Annotated in this window: 18 protein-coding genes; 9 read left to right on the plus strand and 9 right to left on the minus strand. The window is 73.8% G+C overall.

Going from position 1 to position 21,933, the window contains the following annotated elements; genetic code table 11:
- The first annotated feature begins 171 nt into the window (after positions 1-171).
- The 8 genes from ACFVIU_RS06815 (at position 172) to ACFVIU_RS06850 (ending at position 7,960) form a co-directional block, all read left to right on the plus strand.
- Positions 172-1,200, plus strand: a complete 1,029-nt coding sequence (locus ACFVIU_RS06815; protein WP_385841085.1) for a 3-oxoacyl-ACP synthase III family protein — start codon at positions 172-174, stop codon at positions 1,198-1,200.
- Positions 1,197-1,937 (plus strand): glycosyltransferase family A protein, encoded by a 741-nt coding sequence (locus ACFVIU_RS06820; protein ID WP_385841086.1) that lies wholly within the window; start codon positions 1,197-1,199, stop codon positions 1,935-1,937. The genes ACFVIU_RS06815 and ACFVIU_RS06820 overlap by 4 nt, the downstream gene beginning before the upstream one ends.
- Positions 1,937-3,433 carry a class I adenylate-forming enzyme family protein gene (locus ACFVIU_RS06825; protein ID WP_385841087.1) on the plus strand — a complete coding sequence of 499 codons (1,497 nt, stop codon included), beginning with the start codon at positions 1,937-1,939 and terminating at the stop codon, positions 3,431-3,433. The genes ACFVIU_RS06820 and ACFVIU_RS06825 overlap by 1 nt, the downstream gene beginning before the upstream one ends.
- A 140-nt stretch (positions 3,434-3,573) precedes the next feature.
- Positions 3,574-4,671, plus strand: a complete 1,098-nt coding sequence (locus ACFVIU_RS06830; RefSeq protein WP_385841088.1) for a cytochrome P450 — start codon at positions 3,574-3,576, stop codon at positions 4,669-4,671.
- The gene (locus tag ACFVIU_RS06835) at positions 4,668-5,558 is read left to right on the plus strand and encodes an NAD-dependent epimerase/dehydratase family protein (protein ID WP_385841089.1); all 891 of its coding nucleotides are present in this window, start codon (positions 4,668-4,670) and stop codon (positions 5,556-5,558) included. The genes ACFVIU_RS06830 and ACFVIU_RS06835 overlap by 4 nt, the downstream gene beginning before the upstream one ends.
- A gap of 113 nt (positions 5,559-5,671) precedes the next feature.
- Positions 5,672-6,655: an urea transporter gene (locus ACFVIU_RS06840; RefSeq protein WP_385841090.1), complete on the plus strand. Its 984-nt coding sequence runs from the start codon at positions 5,672-5,674 to the stop codon at positions 6,653-6,655.
- A gap of 45 nt (positions 6,656-6,700) precedes the next feature.
- Entirely contained in the window at positions 6,701-7,129 is a 429-nt protein-coding gene (locus ACFVIU_RS06845) for a hypothetical protein (protein ID WP_385841091.1), read from the plus strand.
- Between the two features lie 33 nt (positions 7,130-7,162).
- Positions 7,163-7,960 carry an IclR family transcriptional regulator gene (locus tag ACFVIU_RS06850; protein WP_385841092.1) on the plus strand — a complete coding sequence of 266 codons (798 nt, stop codon included), beginning with the start codon at positions 7,163-7,165 and terminating at the stop codon, positions 7,958-7,960.
- Between the two features lie 22 nt (positions 7,961-7,982).
- Here ACFVIU_RS06850 and ACFVIU_RS06855 read toward each other — a convergent pair whose 3' ends face one another.
- From ACFVIU_RS06855 to betA, 6 genes are all read right to left on the minus strand, one after another.
- Positions 7,983-10,421: an FAD-dependent oxidoreductase gene (locus tag ACFVIU_RS06855; RefSeq protein ID WP_385841093.1), complete on the minus strand. Its 2,439-nt coding sequence runs from the start codon at positions 10,419-10,421 to the stop codon at positions 7,983-7,985.
- A gap of 213 nt (positions 10,422-10,634) precedes the next feature.
- Positions 10,635-11,600, minus strand: coding sequence for an ABC transporter substrate-binding protein (locus ACFVIU_RS06860; RefSeq protein WP_385841094.1), 966 nt, complete (start codon positions 11,598-11,600; stop codon positions 10,635-10,637).
- Positions 11,601-11,613: 13 nt separating this feature from the next.
- Positions 11,614-13,614: an ABC transporter permease subunit gene (locus ACFVIU_RS06865; RefSeq protein ID WP_385841095.1), complete on the minus strand. Its 2,001-nt coding sequence runs from the start codon at positions 13,612-13,614 to the stop codon at positions 11,614-11,616.
- Positions 13,611-14,705 (minus strand): glycine betaine/L-proline ABC transporter ATP-binding protein, encoded by a 1,095-nt coding sequence (locus ACFVIU_RS06870; protein WP_385841096.1) that lies wholly within the window; start codon positions 14,703-14,705, stop codon positions 13,611-13,613. Before ACFVIU_RS06870 ends, ACFVIU_RS06865 begins: the two co-directional genes overlap by 4 nt.
- 20 nt (positions 14,706-14,725) lie before the next feature.
- On the minus strand, positions 14,726-16,195 hold the full coding sequence (locus tag ACFVIU_RS06875) for an aldehyde dehydrogenase family protein (protein WP_385841097.1): 1,470 nt from the start codon (positions 16,193-16,195) through the stop codon (positions 14,726-14,728).
- An 86-nt stretch (positions 16,196-16,281) separates the two neighbouring features.
- Entirely contained in the window at positions 16,282-17,973 is a 1,692-nt protein-coding gene (gene betA / locus ACFVIU_RS06880) for a choline dehydrogenase (protein ID WP_385841098.1), read from the minus strand.
- A 150-nt stretch (positions 17,974-18,123) separates the two neighbouring features.
- Here betA and ACFVIU_RS06885 point away from each other — a divergent pair, with 150 nt between their 5' ends.
- Complete coding sequence (locus tag ACFVIU_RS06885) at positions 18,124-18,921, plus strand: IclR family transcriptional regulator (protein ID WP_385841099.1); 798 nt, start codon at positions 18,124-18,126, stop codon at positions 18,919-18,921.
- A 58-nt stretch (positions 18,922-18,979) separates the two neighbouring features.
- Here ACFVIU_RS06885 and ACFVIU_RS06890 read toward each other — a convergent pair whose 3' ends face one another.
- Genes ACFVIU_RS06890 through ACFVIU_RS06900 form a run of 3 tightly spaced genes read right to left on the minus strand, consistent with a single transcriptional unit; the run spans position 18,980 to position 21,686 of the window.
- A complete protein-coding gene (locus ACFVIU_RS06890; protein ID WP_385841100.1) occupies positions 18,980-20,113 on the minus strand; it encodes an aromatic ring-hydroxylating dioxygenase subunit alpha in 1,134 nt (377 codons plus the stop codon).
- A 35-nt stretch (positions 20,114-20,148) separates the two neighbouring features.
- Positions 20,149-21,327, minus strand: coding sequence for an NAD(P)/FAD-dependent oxidoreductase (locus tag ACFVIU_RS06895; RefSeq protein WP_385841101.1), 1,179 nt, complete (start codon positions 21,325-21,327; stop codon positions 20,149-20,151).
- Complete coding sequence (locus tag ACFVIU_RS06900; protein ID WP_385841102.1) at positions 21,324-21,686, minus strand: bifunctional 3-phenylpropionate/cinnamic acid dioxygenase ferredoxin subunit; 363 nt, start codon at positions 21,684-21,686, stop codon at positions 21,324-21,326. Before ACFVIU_RS06900 ends, ACFVIU_RS06895 begins: the two co-directional genes overlap by 4 nt.
- Positions 21,687-21,933: the final 247 nt, after the last annotated feature.

Genomic DNA, 21,933 nt, shown 5'->3' on the forward strand with positions numbered 1-21,933 from the left:
TTTTTTTATCTTGCGGTGCCCCGCGCCCGGGGCGCCCGGGGCCCCGCCGGGCGGGGTGTCGGGCGCCGGGGGGGGGCGCCCCCCCCCCCCCCCGCAGGGGGCGGGTACCCAGGCGGGATTGAGTACGGGTGCTCAGGAAAGGTGTTCGGGCCGGCTCGTAGCGTCCAGGCCATGCACACAGACCACGCTGCTCGTAAGCCGGTGCGCCGGGTGGGGATCACCTCGGTGGCGTCCTGCCTGCCGGGGCGAGAGGTGACGTCCCAGCAGTTACAGGAGCGGATCTCCGCGGCGGCCGGGCTGCGGCTGCCGCCGCGGCTGCTCGAACGGGTCACCGGGATCACCGCACGCCGGGCCGTCGCGGAGGGCGAGTACGCCTCGACGCTCGCGGTGCGTGCGGCCCGCACCGCGCTGGCCCGCGCCGGGCTGACCCCGTACGACGTGGACCTGCTGGTCTTCGCCTCCGCCACCCGGGACGTGGTCGAGCCGGCGACGGCCCATGTCGTCCAGGCCGACCTGGGCTCCCGGGCCCATGCCCTGGATGTGACGAACGCCTGCAACAGCTTCGTCAACGGGATCGACACGGCACGGGCGATGCTGCTCGCCGGCCGGGCCCGCCGGGCGCTGGTGGTGACCGGGGAGACCCCGAGCCGGGCGGTACGGCACCACCCCTCCGGTCCCGGGCAGCTGCGGGACGGCTTCGCCGGCTACACCTTCGGGGACGCGGGGGCGGCCGTCGTCCTGGAGGCGGTGGACCGGGGCGGCATCCTCGACGTGGACACCGAGACGCACTCCGAGCACTGGCAGGTCGGCGGGATCTTCGGCGGCGGCTCCCGCCACCCCCGCGGGGACGAGCACACCTACTTCAGCGGTGACGGCGGCGAGCTGCGCGAGGTGTTCGAGAAGGTCGGCACCTCGGTGCTGGACCGGATGCGGCAGCGCACCGGCCTGGGCTGGACCGACTTCCGGCACATCCTGGTGCACCAGGTCACCGTGCCGTACCTGGAACGGTTCGTGGAGGTCACCGGGGTGCCCCGGGACCGGCTGGTCGTCACCGTCCCCACGCTCGGGAACATGGCCAGCGCCACGCTGGGCGTGCAGCTCGACCGCGTCCATGCGCGGCTGCGCCCCGGCGACCGGGTGCTGTTCGTCGGCCTGGGCGGCGGCGTGAGCATCATGACGATGGTGTGGGAGCACGCGTGAGCGCCCTGTGGGTGGTGGTGCCCGCTCACCAGGAGGCCCGACGGATCGGCGCGACGCTGGAGGCGCTCGCGGCGCAGCGGGACCGTGACTTCACCCTCGTCGTCGTGGACAACGCCTCCAGCGACGGCACCGCGACGATCGTCCACGACTTCGCCCGCCGGGCGCCGTTCCCGGTGCATGTGCTCCGCGAACCGGAGAAGGGCGTCGGCTGCGCGGTGGACACCGGCTTCCGGTACGCGATCCGCAACGGCGCGACGATGCTGGCCCGCACCGACGCCGACTGTCTGCCGCACCCCGGCTGGACCGCCGCCGCCCGGGACGCGCTGCGGCACGGTGCGGGCCTGGTGTGCGGCCGGATCGACGCCCGGCGCGACGAGCACGGGCCGCTCGGGCGTGCCGCGTTCCGCGCCCTGGTGCGCGGCGCCGCGTTCTTCGGCCGGATCCGCCCCGCGCACCGGCGCCGGCACGGCTATCTCACCCCGTACCGGATGCACGCCGGGAACAACATGGCCATCACGGCCGCCCTGTACGAGGCCGTCGGGGGCATGCCGCGCCGCCCCTCCCCCACCGACCGCCTCTTCCTCAACCGGGTCCGCCGCCGTACCACCGCCATCGTCCACGCCCGGGCCATGGTCGTGGAGAACTCCACGCGGCGGCTGCGCAGTTACGGCCTGGTGGGCACCGCCCGCTGGTATCTCGACAAGGGCCCGGGCCGGCACACGGAGGATCCCCGCTGATGCTCGACACACTCGCCCGCGCCCTGCGCACCGACGCCCCCGAGCGGCCGGCCGTGCTCGGCGCCGGCCCGACGGGCGCCGTACGCACCCGGGCCACCCGCGGGGACCTGGCCGACCTCGCCGACCGGTACGCCGCCGCGCTGCACGCCCGCGGTGTGGCGCGGGGCGGCACCGTGGGCGTCGCGGTCCGGCCCGGGCCCCGGGCGCTGGCGGTGCTGCTCGCCGTGCACCGGCTCGGGGCGCGGGCCGCGGTGCTCGACCCCGGCGCCGGTCCGGACGTGCTGCGCGCCCGGCTGGCCCTGGCCCGGCCCGACCTCGTGCTCGCCGACGCCGCCGCGCAGGCGGTCGCCGGGTGGGCGCGGCCGCTCGCCCGGCGGGCGCGGCTGGCCCTGCCGGACCTCGCGGAGCTGGGGCCGGTGGCCACCATCGGGCCCCGGCTGCCGGGCTGCGCCCCCGCGGTGGACTCCGGGGTCCGCAGGGTGGTCCCGCCGCGGCCCGTGGACGAGGACGGCGACGCGGTCATCGTGTTCACCTCCGGCACCACGTCACGGCCCCGCGCGGTGGTGCACACCCGTTCCTCGCTCGCCGCCGGTATGGCCACGGTGGCCGACCTGGTCGGGGTGGTGGCCGGCCGGCCCGTCCTCGGCGGGACGTTCTTCGTCCTGGTGCCGTCCCTGGCGGGCGGCGCGCCGGTGGCGCTGCCCGCCCGCTCGCCGCGCGTGCTGGCCCGGCAGCTCGGCCGGCTGGCCCCGCAGGCCACCTATCTGACGCCGCCGCAGCTACGGCGGGTGCTGGCGGAGGGGGGCCGGTTCGCCGGGCGGGTGTGGACCGGGTCGGCGCCGGCCGGTGCCGAGCTGCTCACCCGGGTCAAGCGGGCGGGCGCCACCGAGGCCTGGGGCGTGTACGCGCTCACCGAGCTGTTCCCGGCCGCCGCGGTGGAGGAGGCGGAGAAGGCCGCGTTCACCGGCGCGGGCGATCTGGTGGGGGCTCCGCTGCCGGGGGTGGCGGCCGAGGTGGACGCCTCCGGCGAGCTGCTGCTGTCCGGCCGCGCCGCCCGGGACCGCTATCTGGGCGAGGACCCCGACCCGTGGGTCGCCACCGGTGACCGCGCGTGTCTCGACGGCGGCCGGATCGTGTTGCAGGGCCGGCTCAAGGACATGGTGCTCAGGCGGGCGGAGAACATCTATCCGGGCCTGTACGAGCCCGCGTTGCACGTGCCCGGTGTCGAACTGGCGCTGCTGGTCGGGGTACCGGCCGGGGACGGGGACGAGCGGCTGGTCGCCGTCGTGCAGCCGCGCCCGGGGGCCGACCCCGGGGCGCTGCGGGCCGCGCTGGCCGCCCCGCTGGAGCGGATGGGGTCCGCACGGCCGGACGCGGTGGTGTGGGCCGACATCCCGCTCTCCGGCCGCTCCCGCAAACCGGACCGCACCGCGACGGCCCACCTGGCCGCGGCCCGCCTCGGCCTGCCGTCCCGGGCGGCCGGAGGCCGGCGATGAACGCGCGGACCAGCGAACCACCGTGTGGCGACCTGCCGTTGGGGACCGACGGTCCGCCACGGGCTGACGAACCGGCCCGTCCCCTGGCCGTCCCGCCCACCGCGTCCGGGGTCCGGGCGGCACGCCGCCGTGACCGGCGCGTGTACACCCGTTCCCACCCCGTGCTGTTCACCCTGCTCGCGGCCACCCGCCGCCGGGCGGTGACCCGTGTCGGCGGCACCCTGCTGGTGCACGGCACCGACGCCTACCGGCACGCCCTCACCCGCGTGCCGCTGGACCGCACCGCGGCCGGCACCACCGGCGGCGCCGCTCGCGAACTGTCCACCGGCGGCGCCCTGTTCGACCAGGCGGGCGCCGGCCACCGGGACACCCGCCGGACGATCGCCGACGGGCTCGGCGCGCCGGGGGTACGGCGGCTGCGCCCGGTCTGGGAGGAGGTGCTGGCCCGCCGGCTGGCCCCGCTCGCGGCAGGCCGTACCGTCGATCTCGTGCCGCTGGCGCGGGAGTTGGCGGGAGCGACCGTGTGCGCGCTGCTCGCGGTGGACGCCGGCCCGGAGGATGTCGCCGAGGCGGCCGCGCGCGCCGCGGCCACCGCCGTACGCGACCATCTGCCCGGCCCCCGGCTCCCCGGCACCGCCCGCAGGGCCGCGGCGGCGACGGCGCGTCTTCAGGCCCTGCTCGGCGCCGGACCGGCCACCGCTCCGGGCGGTGCGGGCGAGAGCCCGGCGCTGCGGGCGATGCTGGCAGTCGCCGCCGTCAACACCACCGTGGCGGCCCTGCCCCGCGCCGCCGCCTGGTGCGCGGACGCGGCGCTGTGGGACCAGGCGGCCGACGACCGGCTGCGGCCGGTCCTGGCGGGCGAACTGCTGCGGGCGCTCGCCCCCTCCCCGCTGCTGCCGCGCGCGGCGGCGGCCGACGCGGACCTCGACGGCTGCCCCGTACGGCGCGGGGACCGGCTGATCCTGGTCGCACGGCACGCCGCCCGGGCCCACACCGATCCCCCGGACGCCCTCGACCCCGCACCGCCCGCCGTGGCCCAGCTCGTGTTCGGCGCCGGCGGCCACGCCTGTCCCGGCGCCCGGCCGGCCCGGGCCCAGCTCGAGGACGCGCTCGCCGCGCTGGCGCCGTACCGCCCCGCCGTCGTACGGGCCGTGGCCGACCGCTCGTCGGCGCTGCCCGCCTGGCGTTCCCTCACCGTCCGGGCCACCACCACGAGTCCCGCGGAGGACGACCGATGACCACGATCGCCGTCACCGGCGCGAGCGGCTTCTGCGGCTCCCATGTCGCCGCCACGGCCGCCGCGCGGGGCGCCCGGGTGCTGTGTGTGGGGCGCCGCCCCGGCCCGGTCGGGCGGCACGTCCCCTGGGACGCCGCCCGCGAGGTGCCGGACCTGTCCGGGGCGGACCTCGTGGTGCACTGCGCGGCGGCGGTCGGCGATCCGCCGCCCGGCTCCCCCGCCGAGGCCGTGATGCGTGCCGTCAACGTCGACGGCACGGCGCGGCTGCTGGCGGCGGCCGCCGGCCGGCCGGTGGTGTGGGTGAGCAGTGCCAGCGTCTACGCTCCCGGACCCGGCCGGGCCCGGATCACCGAGGACCATCCGGTGCGCGGCCAGTTGAACGCGTACGGCCGTACCAAGGCGGCCGGTGAGGCGCTGGCGCTCGCGGCCGGCGCGGTGGTGCTGCGGCCCCGGGCGGTCTACGGCAGCGGGGATCCGCACCTGGTGCCGAGGCTGCTGGCCCGCGTCCGCGCCGGGCGGCTGCTGCTGCCGGGCCCGAGCGTCCGCCTCAGCCTGACGGCCGTGCAGAACCTGACCGACGCCTGCCTCGACGCGGCGGGGTGGCCGCCGGGCGCCTACAACATCGCCGATCCGGTGCCGTACGACCGGGACGGGGCGATGCTGGCCGTCCTCCAAGCGCACGGGGTACGGGCCCGGATCCACCGCGTTCCGCCGGTGCTCGCCCATGCCGCGGCGCGCGCCGCCCGGCTGTGTCCGGGCGGGGAGCCGTCGCTCACCCGCTACGCGGTCGACCAGCTCGCCCGCTCGGTGGTGCTGGACGTGTCCAAAGCCGAGGCGCAGGGATGGAGGGCGGCCCGCTCCCTCGCCGACTACACGCACACGGTCTGACAGCACCGGCAGCCGCGCGCGCCGACCGCCCCGGCTCCTGGGTCTCCCCCGCTCCCACCCCTGGCGATATCGTATTGCGGAAACTAAATGTCGCTTGATGGAAGAAGGGTCGAGTGGGGGGCTTGAGAATGGGGCGCCGGGAGAGACGGAACGCGGTCGGCAAAGAGGGCGCGGAGTTCCCGGCCCGGGTGCTGCGCGGCCTCGCCCAGGTCTTGTTCCTGGACAACGCCCGGGCGGGCGCCGTCTTCGGGCTGGCGCTGCTGGCCGCGGACTGGCGGTACGCCGCCTACGCCGTGGGCGGCGCCGCCCTCGGCACCGCCGCCGCGGACCTGCTGGGGGTGGCCCGCGACCGGGTGCGGGCCGGGCTGGAGGGCTTCAACTCCGCGCTGACCGCACTCTGTCTGGCGGTGTTCCTCGACGCGGGCAGGCCGGCCACGGCGCTGCTCGCCGCCGCGGCCTGCCTCGTCGTCACGGTCGTCACGGCCGCCGTCGTACGGCTGCTGCACCCCTGGGAGCTGCCGCCGCTGACCATGCCGTACTGCCTGCTGGCAGGCGCCGTCACCCTGGCCGCGCCCGGGTTCCGGCGGGTCTGGCCGCACGGCGGCAGCGGGGCCGCGCCGCCCCGCGCCGCCTCCGGGCCGGCGCTCCTCGGACCGGACGCCGTGGGGGCGGCGTTCTTCCGCAACCTCTCCCAGGTCTTCTTCCTGGACCAGTGGTACGCCGGGGCCCTGCTGCTCGCCGGCCTGTTCCTGGCGAGCCGGACGGCGGGATGGGTGGCCAGTTCCGGCAGCGCCACGGGCCTTCTGACGGCCTGGGCGCTCGGGACACCGGCCGCACGCATCGCCGACGGCACGATGGGCTGCAACGCGGTGCTCGTCGCGCTGGCGCTGTGTGGGGTGTTCCTGGCCGCCACCCGGGCGACCCTGCTCTACGCGCTGCTCGGCGCGGCCACCGCGACCGCGCTCACCCCGGCCGTCGCCGGTCTGCTCGCCCCCTCCGGCGGGCATCCGTTCACCTGGCCGTTCGTGCTGACGACCCTCTGTTTCCTGGCCGCCGCCCGGTCCTTCCCGCGGATCCGGCACCGGCGACCGGCGTGACCACCGGCGCCGTCGGCTCCCCCGGCACCACCTATGATCATGACCATGTCCGAACTGCGCGAGCGCTCCGCACATCACCAGCTGACCCCCGGGGAACGGCTCCTGGGCTACGGCACCGTCGTCCCCGCCAAGAGCGCGAAGGGCATCGGCGTGAACGCCGGAAGCTTCCTCGGGAACGAGCTGGTGAACAGCGTCGGCGCGCAGTCCGGCAGGGCCGGCAGCATCGCCTCGGGTCTGCCGCAGACCTCCGGCGCGCTGCTGCTGCGCGTGACCGACCAGCGCGTCGGACTGGTCAAGCCCCTGGACGGCACCCCGGTGTGGGAGGTGCCGCGGTCCTGGGTGACCCGGGTCGAACGCCGGCCCCGGCTCCAGCTGATGGCCCGGTTCCGGCTGCACTGCGCCGACGGCTCCTGGATCGCCTTCCTCACCATGCGGCGCCGCACCATCGAGCAGTTCCGCTCGCTCATCGGCTGACGGCGGCGATCGCCGTCACCCTATAGTTGCGCCATGAGCAACCGAGTCTCGGACGGCGACCCAGCGGGCGCCGCGGCGGGCGGGGTGCAGTCCGTCGACCGTGCGATCAGCGTCCTGGAGATCCTGGCGCGGCGCGGCGAGGCCGGCGTCACCGAGGTCGCCGCCGAGCTCGACGTCCACAAGTCGACCGCGTTCCGGCTGCTCGGGGCGCTGGAGGCGCGCGGCCTGGTCGAGCAGTCGGCCGAGCGGGGCAAGTACCGGCTGGGCTTCGGGATCGTACGCCTCGCGGGCGCGGTGACGGGCCGACTGGACGTCACCCAGCAGGGCCGGGCGGTGTGCGAGCGGCTCGCGGCGGAGATCGGCGAGACCATCAACATCGCGGTGCTCCAGGAGCACTACGCGGTCAACCTCCACCAGGAGCGCGGTCCCGGCGCGGTGGGGGCGCACAACTGGGTCGGCCAGCTCACCCCGGTGCACGCCACGTCCAGCGGCAAGATCCTGCTGGCCCACCTGCCGGAGCGGGAGCGCGCCCGGATCCTGGCGGCGGCGGGGCTGCGCAGGCTGACGCCGCACACCCTGACTTCGAGGACGCGGCTCGAGAAGGACCTCGCCGAGGCGCGGACGCGCGGCTACGCGGTGACGCTGGAGGAGCTGGAGCTGGGCCTGCACGCGATGGCGGCCCCGATCCGCTCCCATGACGGCGAGGTCGTCGCCGCCCTCAGCGCGTCGGGGCCGGGCTACCGCTTCACCGAGGACCGCATCCACGCCCTGGCGCCCGCGCTGCTCAAGGGCGCGGAGGAGATCAGCCACCGCATGGGCCACCTGGGCTGAGCCGCGGGCGCCCGGCGGACCCTCACCCGCGCAGCCGGGACATGGCCGGGTCGAAGAGCGGCTCCTGCGCCACCACCGCCGCCACGCGCCGTCCGAAGTACCCGATGTGCACGGTGCGGCCGGGCACCGCCAGCTCCGCCGGGAGCCACGCGTACGCGATCCCGGTGCCGACCGTGTAGCCGTAGGCGGCGCTGGTGACATGGCCGACGGCGCGCTCACCGTCGTACACCGGCTCCTTGCCGAGGACGGCGGAGCGCGGGTCGGCGAGGGTGAGGCAGGTCAGCTTCCTCCGTACGTCCGCCGCGCGGCGCTCCAGTGCGGCCTTGCCGACGAAGTCGTCCTTGTCGAGCCGGACGGCGAAGCCGAGGCCGGCCTCGTAGGGGTCGTGCTCGTAGGTCATGTCGGTGCCGAAGGAGCGGTAACCCTTCTCCAGTCGCAGGCTGTTGAAGGCGCCGCGGCCGGCGATGACGCCGCCGAGCGGCTCGGCCGCCCGCCACAGCGTGTCCCACAGTTTCAGGCCCTGGTCGGCGGTGGTGTACAGCTCCCAGCCGAGTTCGCCGACGTAGGAGAGGCGCAGCGCGGTGACGGGCACCGAGCCGATGTAGGCGTGCCGGGCGCGGAAGTACCGCAGGCCCTCGGCGGAGAAGTCGTCGTCCGTCAGCGGTTGCAGCACCTCGCGGGCGAGCGGCCCCCACAGGCCGATGCAGCAGGTGCCGGCGGTGATGTCGCGGACCTGGACCGTGCCGTCGGCGGGCAGGTGGCGGGAGAACCAGTCGAGGTCGAGGTTGCCGTTGGCGCCGACCTGGAAGCGGTCGGGGGCGAGGCGGGCGACGGTGATGTCGCTGCGGATGCGGCCGCCCTGGTCGAGCAGCAGGGTGTACGTCACCGAGCCGACCGACTTGGCGACCCGGCCGGTGCACAGCCGCTCCAGGAAGCCGGCGGCACCGGGGCCGGTGACCTCCAGGCGCTTGAGCGCGGTCATGTCGTACAGGGCGGCCGTCTCGCGGGTGACCTGCGCCTCGGCGCCGACGATCGGTGACCAGTACCGGGCGGCCCACTCGTCCGGAGTGGGGATCGAACGGCCTTCGACCAGGCCCGCGTTGGCCTCGTACCACTGCGGGCGCTCCCAGCCGTTCGCCTCCAGGAAGAACGCGCCGTGTTCCTGCTGGCGGGTGTAGAAGGGGCTGGTCCGGATCGGGCGGGGTGCGCCGGAGGGCTGGAGGGGGTGGAGGATGTCGTACACCTCCTCGAAGTTCCGGCAGTCGCGGGCCAGCACGTACTCCGGGGCGAGCTGGTGCGGCTCGAAGCGGTTGACGTCGCACTCGTGCAGGTCGAAGGAGGAGCAGTAGCCGTCGACCAGCCACTCGGCCATGGCCCGGCCGACGCCCGCGGAGTGGGTGACCCAGACGGCCTCGGCGACCCAGAAGCCCTGGACGTCCGGGGAGGGGCCGAGCAGCGGGAAGTTGTCGGTGGTGAAGGAGAACAGGCCGTTGATGCCCTGCTCGATCCCGGCCTCCTTCGTCGCGGGCAGCAGGGACTGGGTCTCGGTCCAGGCGTCCGCGAAGTCCTCCTCGGTGAACGCGAGCACGGACGGCATCGACTCGGCCTCGTCCACGGAGAGGATGTCGTCCGCGGAGACGGGCATGGGGCGGTGCCCGTAGTAACCGATGCCGAGGCGGTCGAAGCGGTCCCGGTAGTAGAGGTCTGCGTCCTGGTGGCGCAGGATCGGCCGCACCGCCTCCTGACTCTGGCCGGCGAGGGCGGGGACGGGGCCGGTCCAGGCGAGCTGGTGGGCGAGCGGGGTGAGGGGGAGGTTCATCCCGGCCATGCGGGCGATGCGCGGGCCCCAGATGCCGGCGCAGCAGACGACGATGTCGGCGGGGATCTCGCCGCGGTCGGTCAGCACGCCGGTCACCGCGCCGTCTGCCGTCAGCACGTCGAGGACCTCGTGGCGGGCCAGGACGCGCACGCCGCGCGCGGTGGCCCGGCGCAGCTGCGCCTCGACGGCGAGCACGGCCCTGGCGAGGCCGTCGGTCGGCACCAGCAGGCCGCCGAGGACCCTGTCCCGGTCGACGAGCGGATGCCGCCGCACACACTCGTCCGGGGTCAGCAGGTGCGCCTCCACCCCCCAGGCGGTGACCCAGCCGTGCCGGCGGTGCAGTTCCGCGAGGCGCTCGGGGGTGGTGGCCACCTCCAGCCCGCCGACCTGGAGGAAGCAGGGCTCACCGTCGACGTCGAGGGAGCAGAACTTCTCGACGGTGTAGCGGGCCAGTTCGGTCATGGTCCGGGCGGAGTTGGTCTGGAAGACCAGGCCGGGGGCGTGCGAGCTGGAGCCGCCGGTGGCGGGGACGTCGCCCTGGTCGACCACGGTCACCTCGGTCCAGCCTCGGGCGGAGATCTCGTCCGCCAGGGCCGCTCCCACGACGCCCGCTCCGATGATGACCACTCGGGGTCCCGCCATCGCTCAACCTCCGCACCTTGAGGCCGACAAAGTTGCTTTCTACGCAACTTGGTTCAGGCTGCGCAACTCAATGTGCCCGTCGCCGCGGAGGGGTGTCAAGGGGGGCGGTGACGGCGCGAAAACGGCACGTAAAAGCGGCAACGCCCGGCAGGCGGCGCGCCGTTGTGCGCACCGCCCGCCGGGCGTGGTGGACCGGCCTTCCCGGGGCCCGGGTCACTTCAGCCAGGCAGCCACCTTGTCCCGGTTCGCCTCGACCCACTTCTTCGCCGCCGCGTCGTCCGACATCTTGTCCACGGCGATGTACCGGGCCACCGTGTTCTGGTCGTCGTTCGTCCAGGTGAAGTTCTTCACCAGCCGGTACGCCGGGCTGCCCGACCGGGCGAAGCCCGCACTGACGATCTTGTCGAGGTCGTAGACGGGGTAGTCGCAGGCGACCTTCGCCGGGTCGGCGTCGCATCCCTTCGTGTAGGCGGGCAGGCCGACCTTCACCAGCGGCACCTCCGACATGAACCACTGGGGTTCGTAGAAGTAGCCGATCACCCACTGCTTGTTCTTCTCGGCGGCGCGGAAGGCCTGGATGAGCGCGGTCTCGCTGCCCGCGTACACCACCTTGAAGTCCAGTTTCAGATTCTTGACCAGGGCGGCGTCGTTGGTGACGTACGACGGGTCGCCGTCGAGCAGCTGGCCCTTGCCGCCCGACTCGGAGGTGCGGAACCGGTCGGCGTACCTGTCGAGGTTCTTCCAGTCGGTGATGTCCGGGTGGGCCTTGGCCAGCCACGGCGGCACGAACCAGCCGATGACGCCCTTGTTGCCGGTGGGGCCCGCCTCCACGGCCGTCTTCTGCTCGGTGACGTACTTCTTCTTCAGATCATCGTGGCCCCAGTTCTCCAGGACGGCGTCCACCTCACCGGTCCCGAAGCCCTGCCAGGCGATCTCCTCCTTCAGGTCCTTCTTCTTCACGGTGCAGCCCAGGTCGTGCTGCGCCACGTACGCGACGACCGCCGCGTCCGCCTGGTAGCCGACCCAGGGGTTGACGGCCAGGTTGAAGGTGCCGCAGGCGCCGTGGGAGGCCTTCGCGCCCGCGGAGCCGGTGTCGCCGACCTTCGCCCCGCCGCAGGCCGTGAGGGTGAGGGCGAGGACGGCCAGGCCGGCCGCGCCGGCGCGCCAGTGGTGTGCCATGGTGTCGTGCTCCTTATGCCCGGGTGCGTCGCGCCGCAGCCTGAGTGATCCGGTCGAACATGACTCCGAGCAGGACGATGGCGAGTCCCGCCGCCAGCCCCTTGCCGTACAGCTCGCCCCGCGAGAATCCGGCCACGACGTCGTAGCCGAGGGCGCCCGCCCCTACCAGGCCGCCCACCACCACCATCGACAGCACATAGATCAGGCCCTGGTTGACCGCGAGGGTCAGGGCGCCGCGTGCCATCGGCAGCTGGACCTTGGTGATGATCTGCCAGGTGGTGCACCCGGCCGAGGTGGCCGCCTCCACGGTGGACCGGGGCACGGTGCGCACCCCGTCCGCGATGATCTTGATGGCGACGGGCGCCGCGTAGACGACGGCCGCGACGATCGCGGTGAACCGGGTGGCGCCGAACAGTGCCAGGAACGGCACGAGATACACGAACGGCGGCATGACCTGCGCCGCGTCCAGGGTGGGCCGCACCAGCCGGTCCGCGAGCCGGCTGCGCCCCATCCAGACGCCGACGACCACGCCGAGGACCATGACCAGCGCCGTCGCGACGACCGTCGACGCCAGCGTGGTCATGCCGTCCGACCAGACGCCCGTGCCGACCAGCAGGCCGACGCACACCGCCGTGGTGAGGGCGGCGCGCCGGCCGCCCAGCACCAGGGCGGCTGCGACCAGGACGGCGCCGACGAGCCACCACGGGGAGTCGGTGAGCAGCGACTGGAAGGGGTTGAGCAGGCCGTTGGTGAGGCCGTCGCGGACGGCGTTGGTGAGGCCCGACAGGTGGTCCTGCAACCAGGTGGTCGCGGTGTCCGCCGCACTCGCGATACGGCTTCCGGCGCTGCCGCCGCCGGGGAACTCCGCCGCCCACACATAGGTGTGCGAGAGGTAGACCAGCACCGCCGTGAGCACCGCGCCCGCGCCCAGCAGCGGCCGGCGCCACCTCGCGAAGCGGCCGCCCGATCGCCGCGCGGTCTCCTCGCGTGCGCCGGCCGCGGTCGTGACCCGGTCCAGCACGATCGCCATGACGACGATGGCGAGGCCCGCGTTGAAGGCCGTACCGACGTCGAGGGACTGGAGCGCCTGCATGACGGTCTTCCCGAGGCCGGGGGCGTCGATCAGGGCCGCGACGGTCACCATCGCCAGGGCGGCCATGATGGTCTGGTTGACGCCCATCACCACGGTCCGTCGGGACATCGGCAGCAGCACCTTCAGCAGCGTCTGCCGGCGCGTGGCGCCCATCGACTCGGCCGCCTCGACCGTCGTACGGGGCACCGTGCGCAGGGCGTGTGCCGTGATGCGGATCGCCGGCGGGGCCGCGTAGACGACGGTGGCGATGGTGGCGGAGGCCCCGCCGATGAGGAAGAACAGGGTGAGCGGCGCCAGGTAGACGAAGGTGGGCATCGTCTGCATGAAGTCGAGGAAGGGGGTGACGACCCGGTCGAAGCGGTCGGACAGCCCGGCCCCGACGCCCAGCGGGATCGCGAACAGCAGCGCCACGAGCACGGCGCACAGGATGAGCGCCAGGGTGTCCATGCTCTCCTGCCACAGGCCCTGCACCCCGAAGAAGGTGAAGCCGGCCACGGCCAGCAGCGCGACCCGCCAGTTCCCCACGGCCCAGGAGATATAGCCGGCCAGCCCGACGACACCGAGCCAGCCGATCTGCGGGACCGGGCGGGTGCCGGACGGCTGGGAGATCAGATGCTGGACGAAGGTCACCAGGGTGTCGATGACCAGCCGGATCTCGTTGAAGAAGTACAGGAAGAGCGGGTTGGAGTTGCGGTGGGCTCCGACGGTGTCGTCGAGGTCGTTGATCCACCGGTGCAGCCCGGTGAGGTCCGCCGCCGCGAGCGACAGGGTCTGCCGTCCGCGCAGTACGGCGAAGAGCACCAGCCAGACCACGAGGATCGTGCCGACCAGCACGGACCGGCGGACCCTGGGCCCGTCCGTGCCCCGCGGGGGATCTTCGGCGGCCGCCGTCCGCTCCGGTTTCTCCAGGACGACGGTCATCGGGCGTCGCCTTCCCGCCCCGCGACCACCGCGAGGATCTCCTCGTCGCCGACGATGCCGAGCAACGTGCCGTTCTCCACGACCTTCACGGGCTTCTCGGCGGCGAGCACAGCCCGGGTCGCCTCGCGAACGACGACGTCGGGACCCAGCTCCGGGCCGTCCAGGGCGTCTTCGTCGGCGGGCGGGCGCATGATCCAGCGCAGGGTGAGGACGTCGCCGCGCGGCACGTCCCGCACGAAGTCCCGGACGTAGTCGTCGGCGGGGGCGCCGACCAGTTCGTCACCGGTACCGCACTGGACCGTCCGGCCGTCACGCATGATCAGGATGCGGTCGCCGAGCTTCAGCGCCTCGGAGAGGTCGTGGGTGATGAACACCATGGTCTTGCCGACCTCGCGGTGCAGGCGGACGACCTCGCTCTGCATGTCGCGGCGGATCAGCGGGTCGAGCGCGGAGAACGGCTCGTCGAAGAAGAGGACGTCGGGATCGCCGGCCAGGGCGCGGGCGAGTCCGACGCGCTGCTGCATACCGCCGGAGAGCTGGTCGGGGTAGGAGTTCTCGTATCCGGCGAGGCCCACCAGTTCGACGGTCTCCAGCGCACGCCGCGTCCGCTCGGCCCGGCCCATGCCCCGGATCTCCAGCCCGAACGCCACGTTGTCCACGACCCTGCGGTGCGGCAGCAGGCCGAAGTGCTGGAACACCATGGAGAACTTGCTGCGCCGCAGTTCGCGCAGGCGCCTGGCGTCGGCGCCGCGGATGTCCTCACCCTCGAAGACGATGTCCCCGGCGGTGGGTTCGATCAGCCGGGTCAGGCATCGCACCAGGGTGGACTTGCCGGAACCGGACAGCCCCATGACGACGAAGACCTCGCCGGGCGACACCTCGAAGTCCACGTCCCGGACGGCGGCGGTGCACCCGGTGCGCTCCATCAGCTCCCGGCGGGTGAGCCTGCACAACTCCGCGGAGCCCGGCACCTCGTCGGCCTTCGGCCCGAACACCTTCCACAGCCGGCGCACGGAGATGACCGGGGTGCGCGCAGTCGAGTCCTGGGACGTGCCGCGCCGCTGCGACACCTCGGTCTGGGCTGGGGTCATGACCGACCTCTCTTCGCCGTTCAGCCGCGGAACCAGTGCTGCGGCCGGGGTTGGATGTTCTGCCAGACGTGCTTGGGCTCCCGGTACTCGTCGAGGCCGGCAGGCCCCAGTTCGCGGCCCACGCCCGAGCGCCCGAAACCGCCCCACTCCGCCTGCGGCACATAGGGGTGGTAGTCGTTGATCCACACGGTCCCGTGGCGCAGCCGGCGCGCGACCCGCTGGGCCCGGCCCGCGTCCTGCGTCCAGACGGCTCCGGCCAGGCCGTACTCCGTGTCGTTGGCGATGCGGACGGCGTCGTCCTCGTCGTGGAAGCGCTCCACGGTGAGGACGGGCCCGAAGGACTCCTCGTGCACCACGCGCATGTCCTGCCGGCACTCGTCCAGCACGGTGGGCGGGTAGTAGAAGCCGCCGGCGAGCGCGGGGTCCGCGGGGCGGGCGCCGCCGCAGCGCAGTACGGCGCCCTCGGCGAGGCCCGCGGCGACGTACGCCTCGACCTTCTCGCGGTGCGGCGCGGAGATCAGCGGCCCGGTCTCGGCGCCGGGGTCGAAGGGGCCGCCGAGGCGGATGAGCCGGGCGCGGCGCACCACCTCGTCGACGAAGGCGTCGTGCAGGCAGTCCTCGACGATCAGCCGGGCGCCGGCCGAGCAGACCTGCCCGGAGTGCAGGAAGACGGCGGTGAGCGCGAAGTCGACGGCGGTGTCGAAGTCGGCGTCGGCGAAGACGACGTTCGGGTTCTTGCCGCCCAGTTCCAGCGCGACCTTCTTCACCGTCGCCGCGGCGGCGGCCATGACGCGCCGCCCGGTCTCCAGCCCGCCGGTGAAGGACACCAGGTCCACGTCCGGGTGTTCGGCCAGCGGTGCGCCGGCCTCGGCGCCGGCGCCCAGCACGAGGTTGGCGGCGCCGGCCGGGAGCCCCGCCTCCGCCAGGGCCCGCATCAGCAGGACGGAGGTGGAGGGCGTCAGCTCACTGGGCTTGAGGACCACGGTGTTTCCCGCGAGCAGGGCCGGTGCGACCTTCCAGGAGGCCTGGAGCAGCGGGTAGTTCCAGGGGGTGATGAGTCCGCAGACGCCGACCGGCTCGTACTCGACCCGGCTGAGCGCGTCGGCGCGGCCGGTGTCCACCACCCGGCCGGCGCCGGTGCCGGCGATGCCGCCGTAGTAGCGGAAGCAGGCGACGACGTCGGCGAGGTCGTACTCGCTCTCCACCAGGCGCTTGCCGGTGTCCAGGGACTCGGCGCGGGCGATCTCCTTGGCGTCGCGCTCCAGGATGTCGGCGGCGCGCAGCAGCAGCGTGCCGCGCTCCCGCTCGGGGGTGTGCGGCCAGGGGCCCTGGTCGAAGGCGCGCCGGGCCGCCGCGATGGCCGCCTCGGTGTCGGCGCGGGTCGCCTCCGGGACCGTCGCCACGAGCGTGCCGTCCGCCGGACAGCGGATCTCCCTGCGGCCGCCGGCCAGCGCGGCGCGCCATTCCCCGTCCACGTACAGATCTGCCACGGCCGCGCCCTTCGAGGAGAAGCGGTTGCGCATGGTGCATCGGATTGCTCGTGGTGGAACACCCTCGCGGAAGGGGCCGACACCCGTCAAGGGGTCGGCGCCCCCGCCTGTCCCGCCTGCTTCCGGGCGTCGGGATGGCGGTAGTAGGCGACGTCGGACGGCGGCAGCGGCTTCCTGCCGAGGATGAGGTCGGCCGCCTTCTCGGCGATCATCATCACCGGGGCGTAGATATTGCCGTTGGTGACGTAGGGCATCACGGACGCGTCCACCACGCGCAGCCCGTCCAGCCCGTGCACCCGCATGCTCAGCGGGTCGACGACGGACATCTCGCCGGTGCCCATCGCGCAGGTGCACGAGGGATGCAGCGCGGTCTCGCCCTCCTTCGCCACCCAGGCGAGGATCTCCTCGTCGGTGTCGACCGAGGGGCCGGGCGAGATCTCGCCGCCGTTGTAAGGGGCGAGGGCCGGCTGGCCGAGAATGCGGCGGGCGACCCGGATCGCCTCGACCCACTCCCGCCGGTCCTGCTCCGTGGAGAGGTAGTTGAAGCGCAGCGCGGGCTTCACCCGCGGGTCCCGGCTCCTGATCTTCACCGAGCCGCGGGCGTCGGAGTACATGGGGCCCACGTGCACCTGGTAGCCGTGGCCGCCGGCCGGTGCGGAGCCGTCGTAGCGGACGGCGACCGGCAGGAAATGGAACATCAGGTTGGGGTACTCCACGTCCTCGTTGCTGCGCGCGAAGCCGCCGGCCTCGAAGTGGTTCGTGGCCGCAGGCCCGGTCCGCAGCAGCCACTGGAGCCCGATGAAGGGGGCCCGCCACTTCGCCATGTACGGCTGCACGGAGACGGGTTGCCGGCAGGCGTACTGGACGTACACCTCCAGGTGGTCCTGGAGGTTCTCGCCGACGCCCGGCAGGTGGTGTACGACGTCGACGCCGAGGGCGGACAGCTCGGCGGCGTCGCCGACGCCGGAGAGCTGGAGCAGCTGCGGGGTGTTGACGGCGCCGCCGCACAGGACGACCTCACCGGCCCGGACCTGCTGGGGCGCGCCGCGGCCGCGCCGGTACTCGACGCCGACGGCGCGCTTGCCCTCGAACAGCACCCGGGTGACGAGGGCACGGGTGCGGACCGTGAGGTTGGGCCGCCTGCGCACGGGCTTGAGATACGCCTTGGAGGCCGACAGGCGCCGCCCGCGGTGGACGTTGCGGTCGAACGGGGCGAAACCTTCCTGCCGGTAGCCATTGACGTCGTCCGTGGGGGCGTACCCCGCCTGCCGGGTGGCCTGGAGGAAGGCGGTGAAGAGCGGGTTGACGGCCGGGCCGCGCTCCAGGACCAGGGGGCCGTCATGGCCGCGGAACGCGTCGTCCGGGTCGGCCGCCAGGCAGTTCTCCATCCGGCGGAAGTAGGGCAGGCAGTGGGCGTAGTCCCAGGACTCCATGCCGGGTCCGGCGGCCCAGCGCTCGTAGTCCATGGGGTTGCCGCGCTGGAAGATCATGCCGTTGATGCTGCTGGAGCCGCCGAGCACCTTGCCGCGGGCGTGGTAGATGCGCCGGCCGCCCATGTGCGGCTCGGGCTCGGACTCGTACTGCCAGTCGTAGAAGCGGCTGCCGATGGGGTAGGTGAGGGCCGCGGGCATGTGAATGAACACGTCCCACGGGTAGTCGGGGCGGCCCGCCTCCAGGACGAGCACGCGGTTGCCGGGATCGGCCGAGAGGCGGTTCGCCAGTGCGCTGCCGGCCGATCCGCCGCCGACGATGACGAAGTCGTAGTGCAGGAGGGCCATGGTGCCTCGTCTCACTCGCGCCGTCGATTGCCGCGCATGCTAGTACGGGTATCTCAATGCGCACCAGGTTGCGAACAACGCAACTTGTAAGGGCTGGGTAGCAAGCGTGTTACTTGCGTCCGCGTTGTTTACCGCGCGTATAGTTTCGTTATGAGCAACATGAGTCCGGACATCGAAACGAACGGCTCGCCGTCCGGCGGGGTGCAGTCCGTCGACCGCGCCATCAGCGTGCTGGAGATCCTGGCGCGGCGCGGCGAGGCGGGTGTGAGCGAGGTGGCCGCCGAGATCGAGGTGCACAAGTCGACCGCGTTCCGGCTGCTCGGCGCCCTGGAGGCGCGGGGTCTCGTGGAGCAGACCGGCGAGCGGGGCAAGTACCGGCTCGGCTTCGGCATCGTCCGGCTGGCGGGGGCCGTCACCGCCCGGATCGACCTCACCCAGCAGGGGCGGCCGGTGTGCGAGCGGCTGGCCGAGGAGATCGGCGAGACGGTCAATATCGCCGTACGTCAGGAGCAGTACGCGATCAACCTCTACCAGGTGCGCGGCACCGCCGCCGTCACCGCGCACAACTGGGTCGGCCAGCTGACCCCGCTGCACGCCACCTCCAGCGGCAAGATCATGCTGGCCCATCTGCCCGCCGGGGAACGCGCGGAGCTGCTGGCCCGGGCCGGCCTGAAGAAGCTGACCCCGCACACGATCTCGGCGAAGACGAAGCTGGAGAAGAACCTCGCCGCGGCCCGGGAGCGCGGTTACGCCTGGACGCTGGAGGAACTGGAGATCGGGCTGCACGCCATGGCCGCCCCGATCCGTGACCGGGAGGGCCGGGTCATCGCGTCGATCAGCGCCTCCGGGCCCTCCTACCGGTTCACCGAGGAGCGTCTGCACGAGCTGGCTCCGGTGCTGGTCAAGGGCGCGGAGGAGATCAGCCACCGGATGGGGTACCTGGGCTGATCCCGGAGGCCGACCGCCGCACGGCCCGCCGACACCCCCGGCGGGCCGGGGGCATCCCTCACTCCGGACGGCGGGTACCGAGACGCGCGTTCACCCAGGCGTGGAAGGCACCGATGTGGTGCTCGCTGGGCACGAGCACCCCGCCCTTGGCGTACAGCCGTGACCCCATCCCCGGCTGGGTGCGCTCGCAGGCCTCGAAGTCCTGGCGGTTGACCCGGTCGAACAGCTCCACCGACCGGCTGACGTCCCGGCCGCTCTCCACCACCCCGGGCAGATAGAGCCAGTCGCACTCCACGACGGTGCGGTCGGCGGCGGCCGGGTACATCCGGTGGAAGATCACATGGTCGGGCACCAGGTTGATGAAGACCTGCGGTTTGACAGTGATGGCGTAGTAGCGGCGGTCCTGTTCCTCGGACACCCCCGGGATGCGGTCCAGCCCCGCCGAGCCGTCGACGGTGAAGCCCTGGATGTCCGCCCCGAACTCCGCGCCGTGGCCCACGTAGTACTGGGCGGCATAGCCGTCGGCGAACTCCGGGAGTACCTCGGTGAGTTCGGGATGGATCGTGGCACAGTGGTAGCACTCCATGAAGTTCTCGACGATGAGCTTCCAGTTCGCCCTGACGTCGTAGACGATCCGGCGGCCCACCGAGAGCCGGTCGACGGCGTAGTGCTCGATCGACTCGATGTCGCCGAGCCGGGCGGCCACCGCGCCGACGACGTCCTCCTCGAAGGAGGGCGGGTCCTCGGCCAGGCACACCCAGACATAGCCGAGCCATTCGCGCACGGCGATGCCCACCAGGCCGTACTCGGTACGGCCGACGTCCGGCATCCTGGTGAGGTTGGGGGCCGCGACGAGCCTGCCGTCGAGGTCGTAGGTCCAGGCGTGGTACGGGCACTGGAAGGCGCGCCTGACCTCGCCGGCGTCCTCCGTGCGGAGCCTGGCGCCGCGGTGCCGGCACACGTTGAAGTAGGCGCGGACCGAGTGGTCCCGGGCGCGGGTGACCAGGATGCTCTCGCGGCCCACGTCGACGGTGCGGAAGGCGCCGGGTTTCGGCAGGTCGGCGGCGCGGGCGACGCAGAACCACATCGTCTCGAAGATGTGCTCCTGCTCCTGGGCGAAGACCGCGGGGTCCGTGTAGGCGGCGCCGGGCAGCGTGGCGATCAGGCTGTCCGGCAGGCTGGTCGGGGTCACGGTGCACTCCTCGGGAGACGTCGAGGGTCGGTGGGTCACGCCGGGGCGCCGTGGGGCGCGGCGGCGCCGAGCTGCTTGCGCCAACGGGTGAAGAGCCGCGGCCGGTTCATCCCGAGCACGGCGACCGGGCGGCCCGCCCGCCGGTAGACCGCCAGGAAACTGCGGTCGTCGGTCGAGCCCTCCTCGACCGTCACGCTGTCGGCGCCGGCCGCGTGGCCGGCGAACTGGATCCGCACTCCGTACTGATCGGACCAGAAGTACGGCGGCCGGGGCGGCACCGGTTGCGTCGCACCGCCCCCGAGCAGCGCGGCGACCGCCGCGTCGGGCCGTTCCAGCGCGCCGGTCCAGTGCTCGACCCTGTGGTGGCCGCCGGTGTGCGGGTCGTACCAGTTGGCGCAGTCGCCGACGGCGACCACCCCGGCCACCTCGGTGCGCCCGTCGGCGCCGCACCGCACGCCGTTGTCGAGCGGCACGCCGGAGCCTTCCAGCCAGTCGACGCAGGGACGCGCGCCCACCCCGACGACGACGGTGTCGGCGGGCACGGTCCGGCCGTCCGCCAGCAGGACGGCGGACACCCGGCTCCCGCCGCTCAGCCCCTTGACCCCGACCCCGCACCACAGCCGTACGCCGTGGTCGTGGTGGAGAGCGGACACGACCCCGCCCATGGTCGCGCCGAGCGGTCCGGAGAGCGGGACCGGCGCCGCCTCCATCACGGTCACGTCCAGACCGAGGGTGTACGCCGTGGCGGCGACCTCCGCGCCGACGAACCCTGCGCCGATCACCACCAGCCGGCCGCCGCGGGCGAGGTCGTCCCGCAGGGCGCGGGCGTCGTCGAGGGTGCGCAGCACATGCACCCCGGCGAGCCCCTCGGTGCCGGGCAGGGTGCGGGCGGCGGCTCCGGTGGCGACGACCACGCCGTCGGCGCGTATCTCCCGGCCGTCGGCGAGCCGGATCGCGCGTCCGGCGCGGTCGAGTCCGGTGGCGCGGACGCCGAGCAGCCACTCCGCCCCGAGCTCCTCGTCGTCCCGCTCCAGCGCGAGATCCGCCGCGTCGAGGGTGCCGGCCAGGAACTCCTTGGACAGCGGCGGCCGGTCGTAGGGGCGATGGGGCTCGTCCCCGGCGACGACCAGCCGGCCGTCATACCCCCGCTGGCGCAGGGCGCGCGCGGCCGACAGGCCGGCCAGGGAGGCGCCGACCACGGCCACCGTCCTCACGCGGGGCCTTGGGCCGCGCGGGCGGCGATGCACGGCGGCAGGTTGGGCGCCTGCGTGGAGAGCCGGACATGGATCACGCCGTCCTCGACCACCACCTCGTGGGTGCGGACGGGGAGCCTGGCCGGGGGCGCGTCCACGGCTCCGGTCCTCAGATCGAAGGTCGAGGCGTGCAGCGGGCATTCGACCGCGCAGCCCTCCAGCCAGCCGTCGGCGAGCGAGGCGTCCTGGTGGGTGCACGTGTCGTCGATGGCGAACAGCTCGCCGTCTTCCGTGTGGAACACCGACACGGGCGGGTCGGTGTCGAGCCGGTAGGCCTCGCCTCGCGGCAGATCCGCGAGGCGGCACGCGGGAATCATCATGACACCTCGGTGCGTATAGCGAAACGGATTGCGATGAGCGCAACGTCAGTCTGAGGGCGCTTCTGAAGCCTTGTCAAGGCGCGCACCGGCCTGGGTGCGCAGGGGCCGGCGCCGGTTTCCCGGGCAGCCCGAAGCGCCCGCGAAAGCGCAGGTGAGCAAGGGGGAAAGCGATCTCCCGCGGTATGCCGACGGCCCTGCCTGCGGTGCCGTCCACGGGGTCGTCACCGGAGGCAGGGCCGCGCGTGCG

It is taken from the genome of Streptomyces sp. NPDC127190 (genome assembly GCF_042672505.1).
GTDB lineage: Bacteria > Actinomycetota > Actinomycetes > Streptomycetales > Streptomycetaceae > Streptomyces.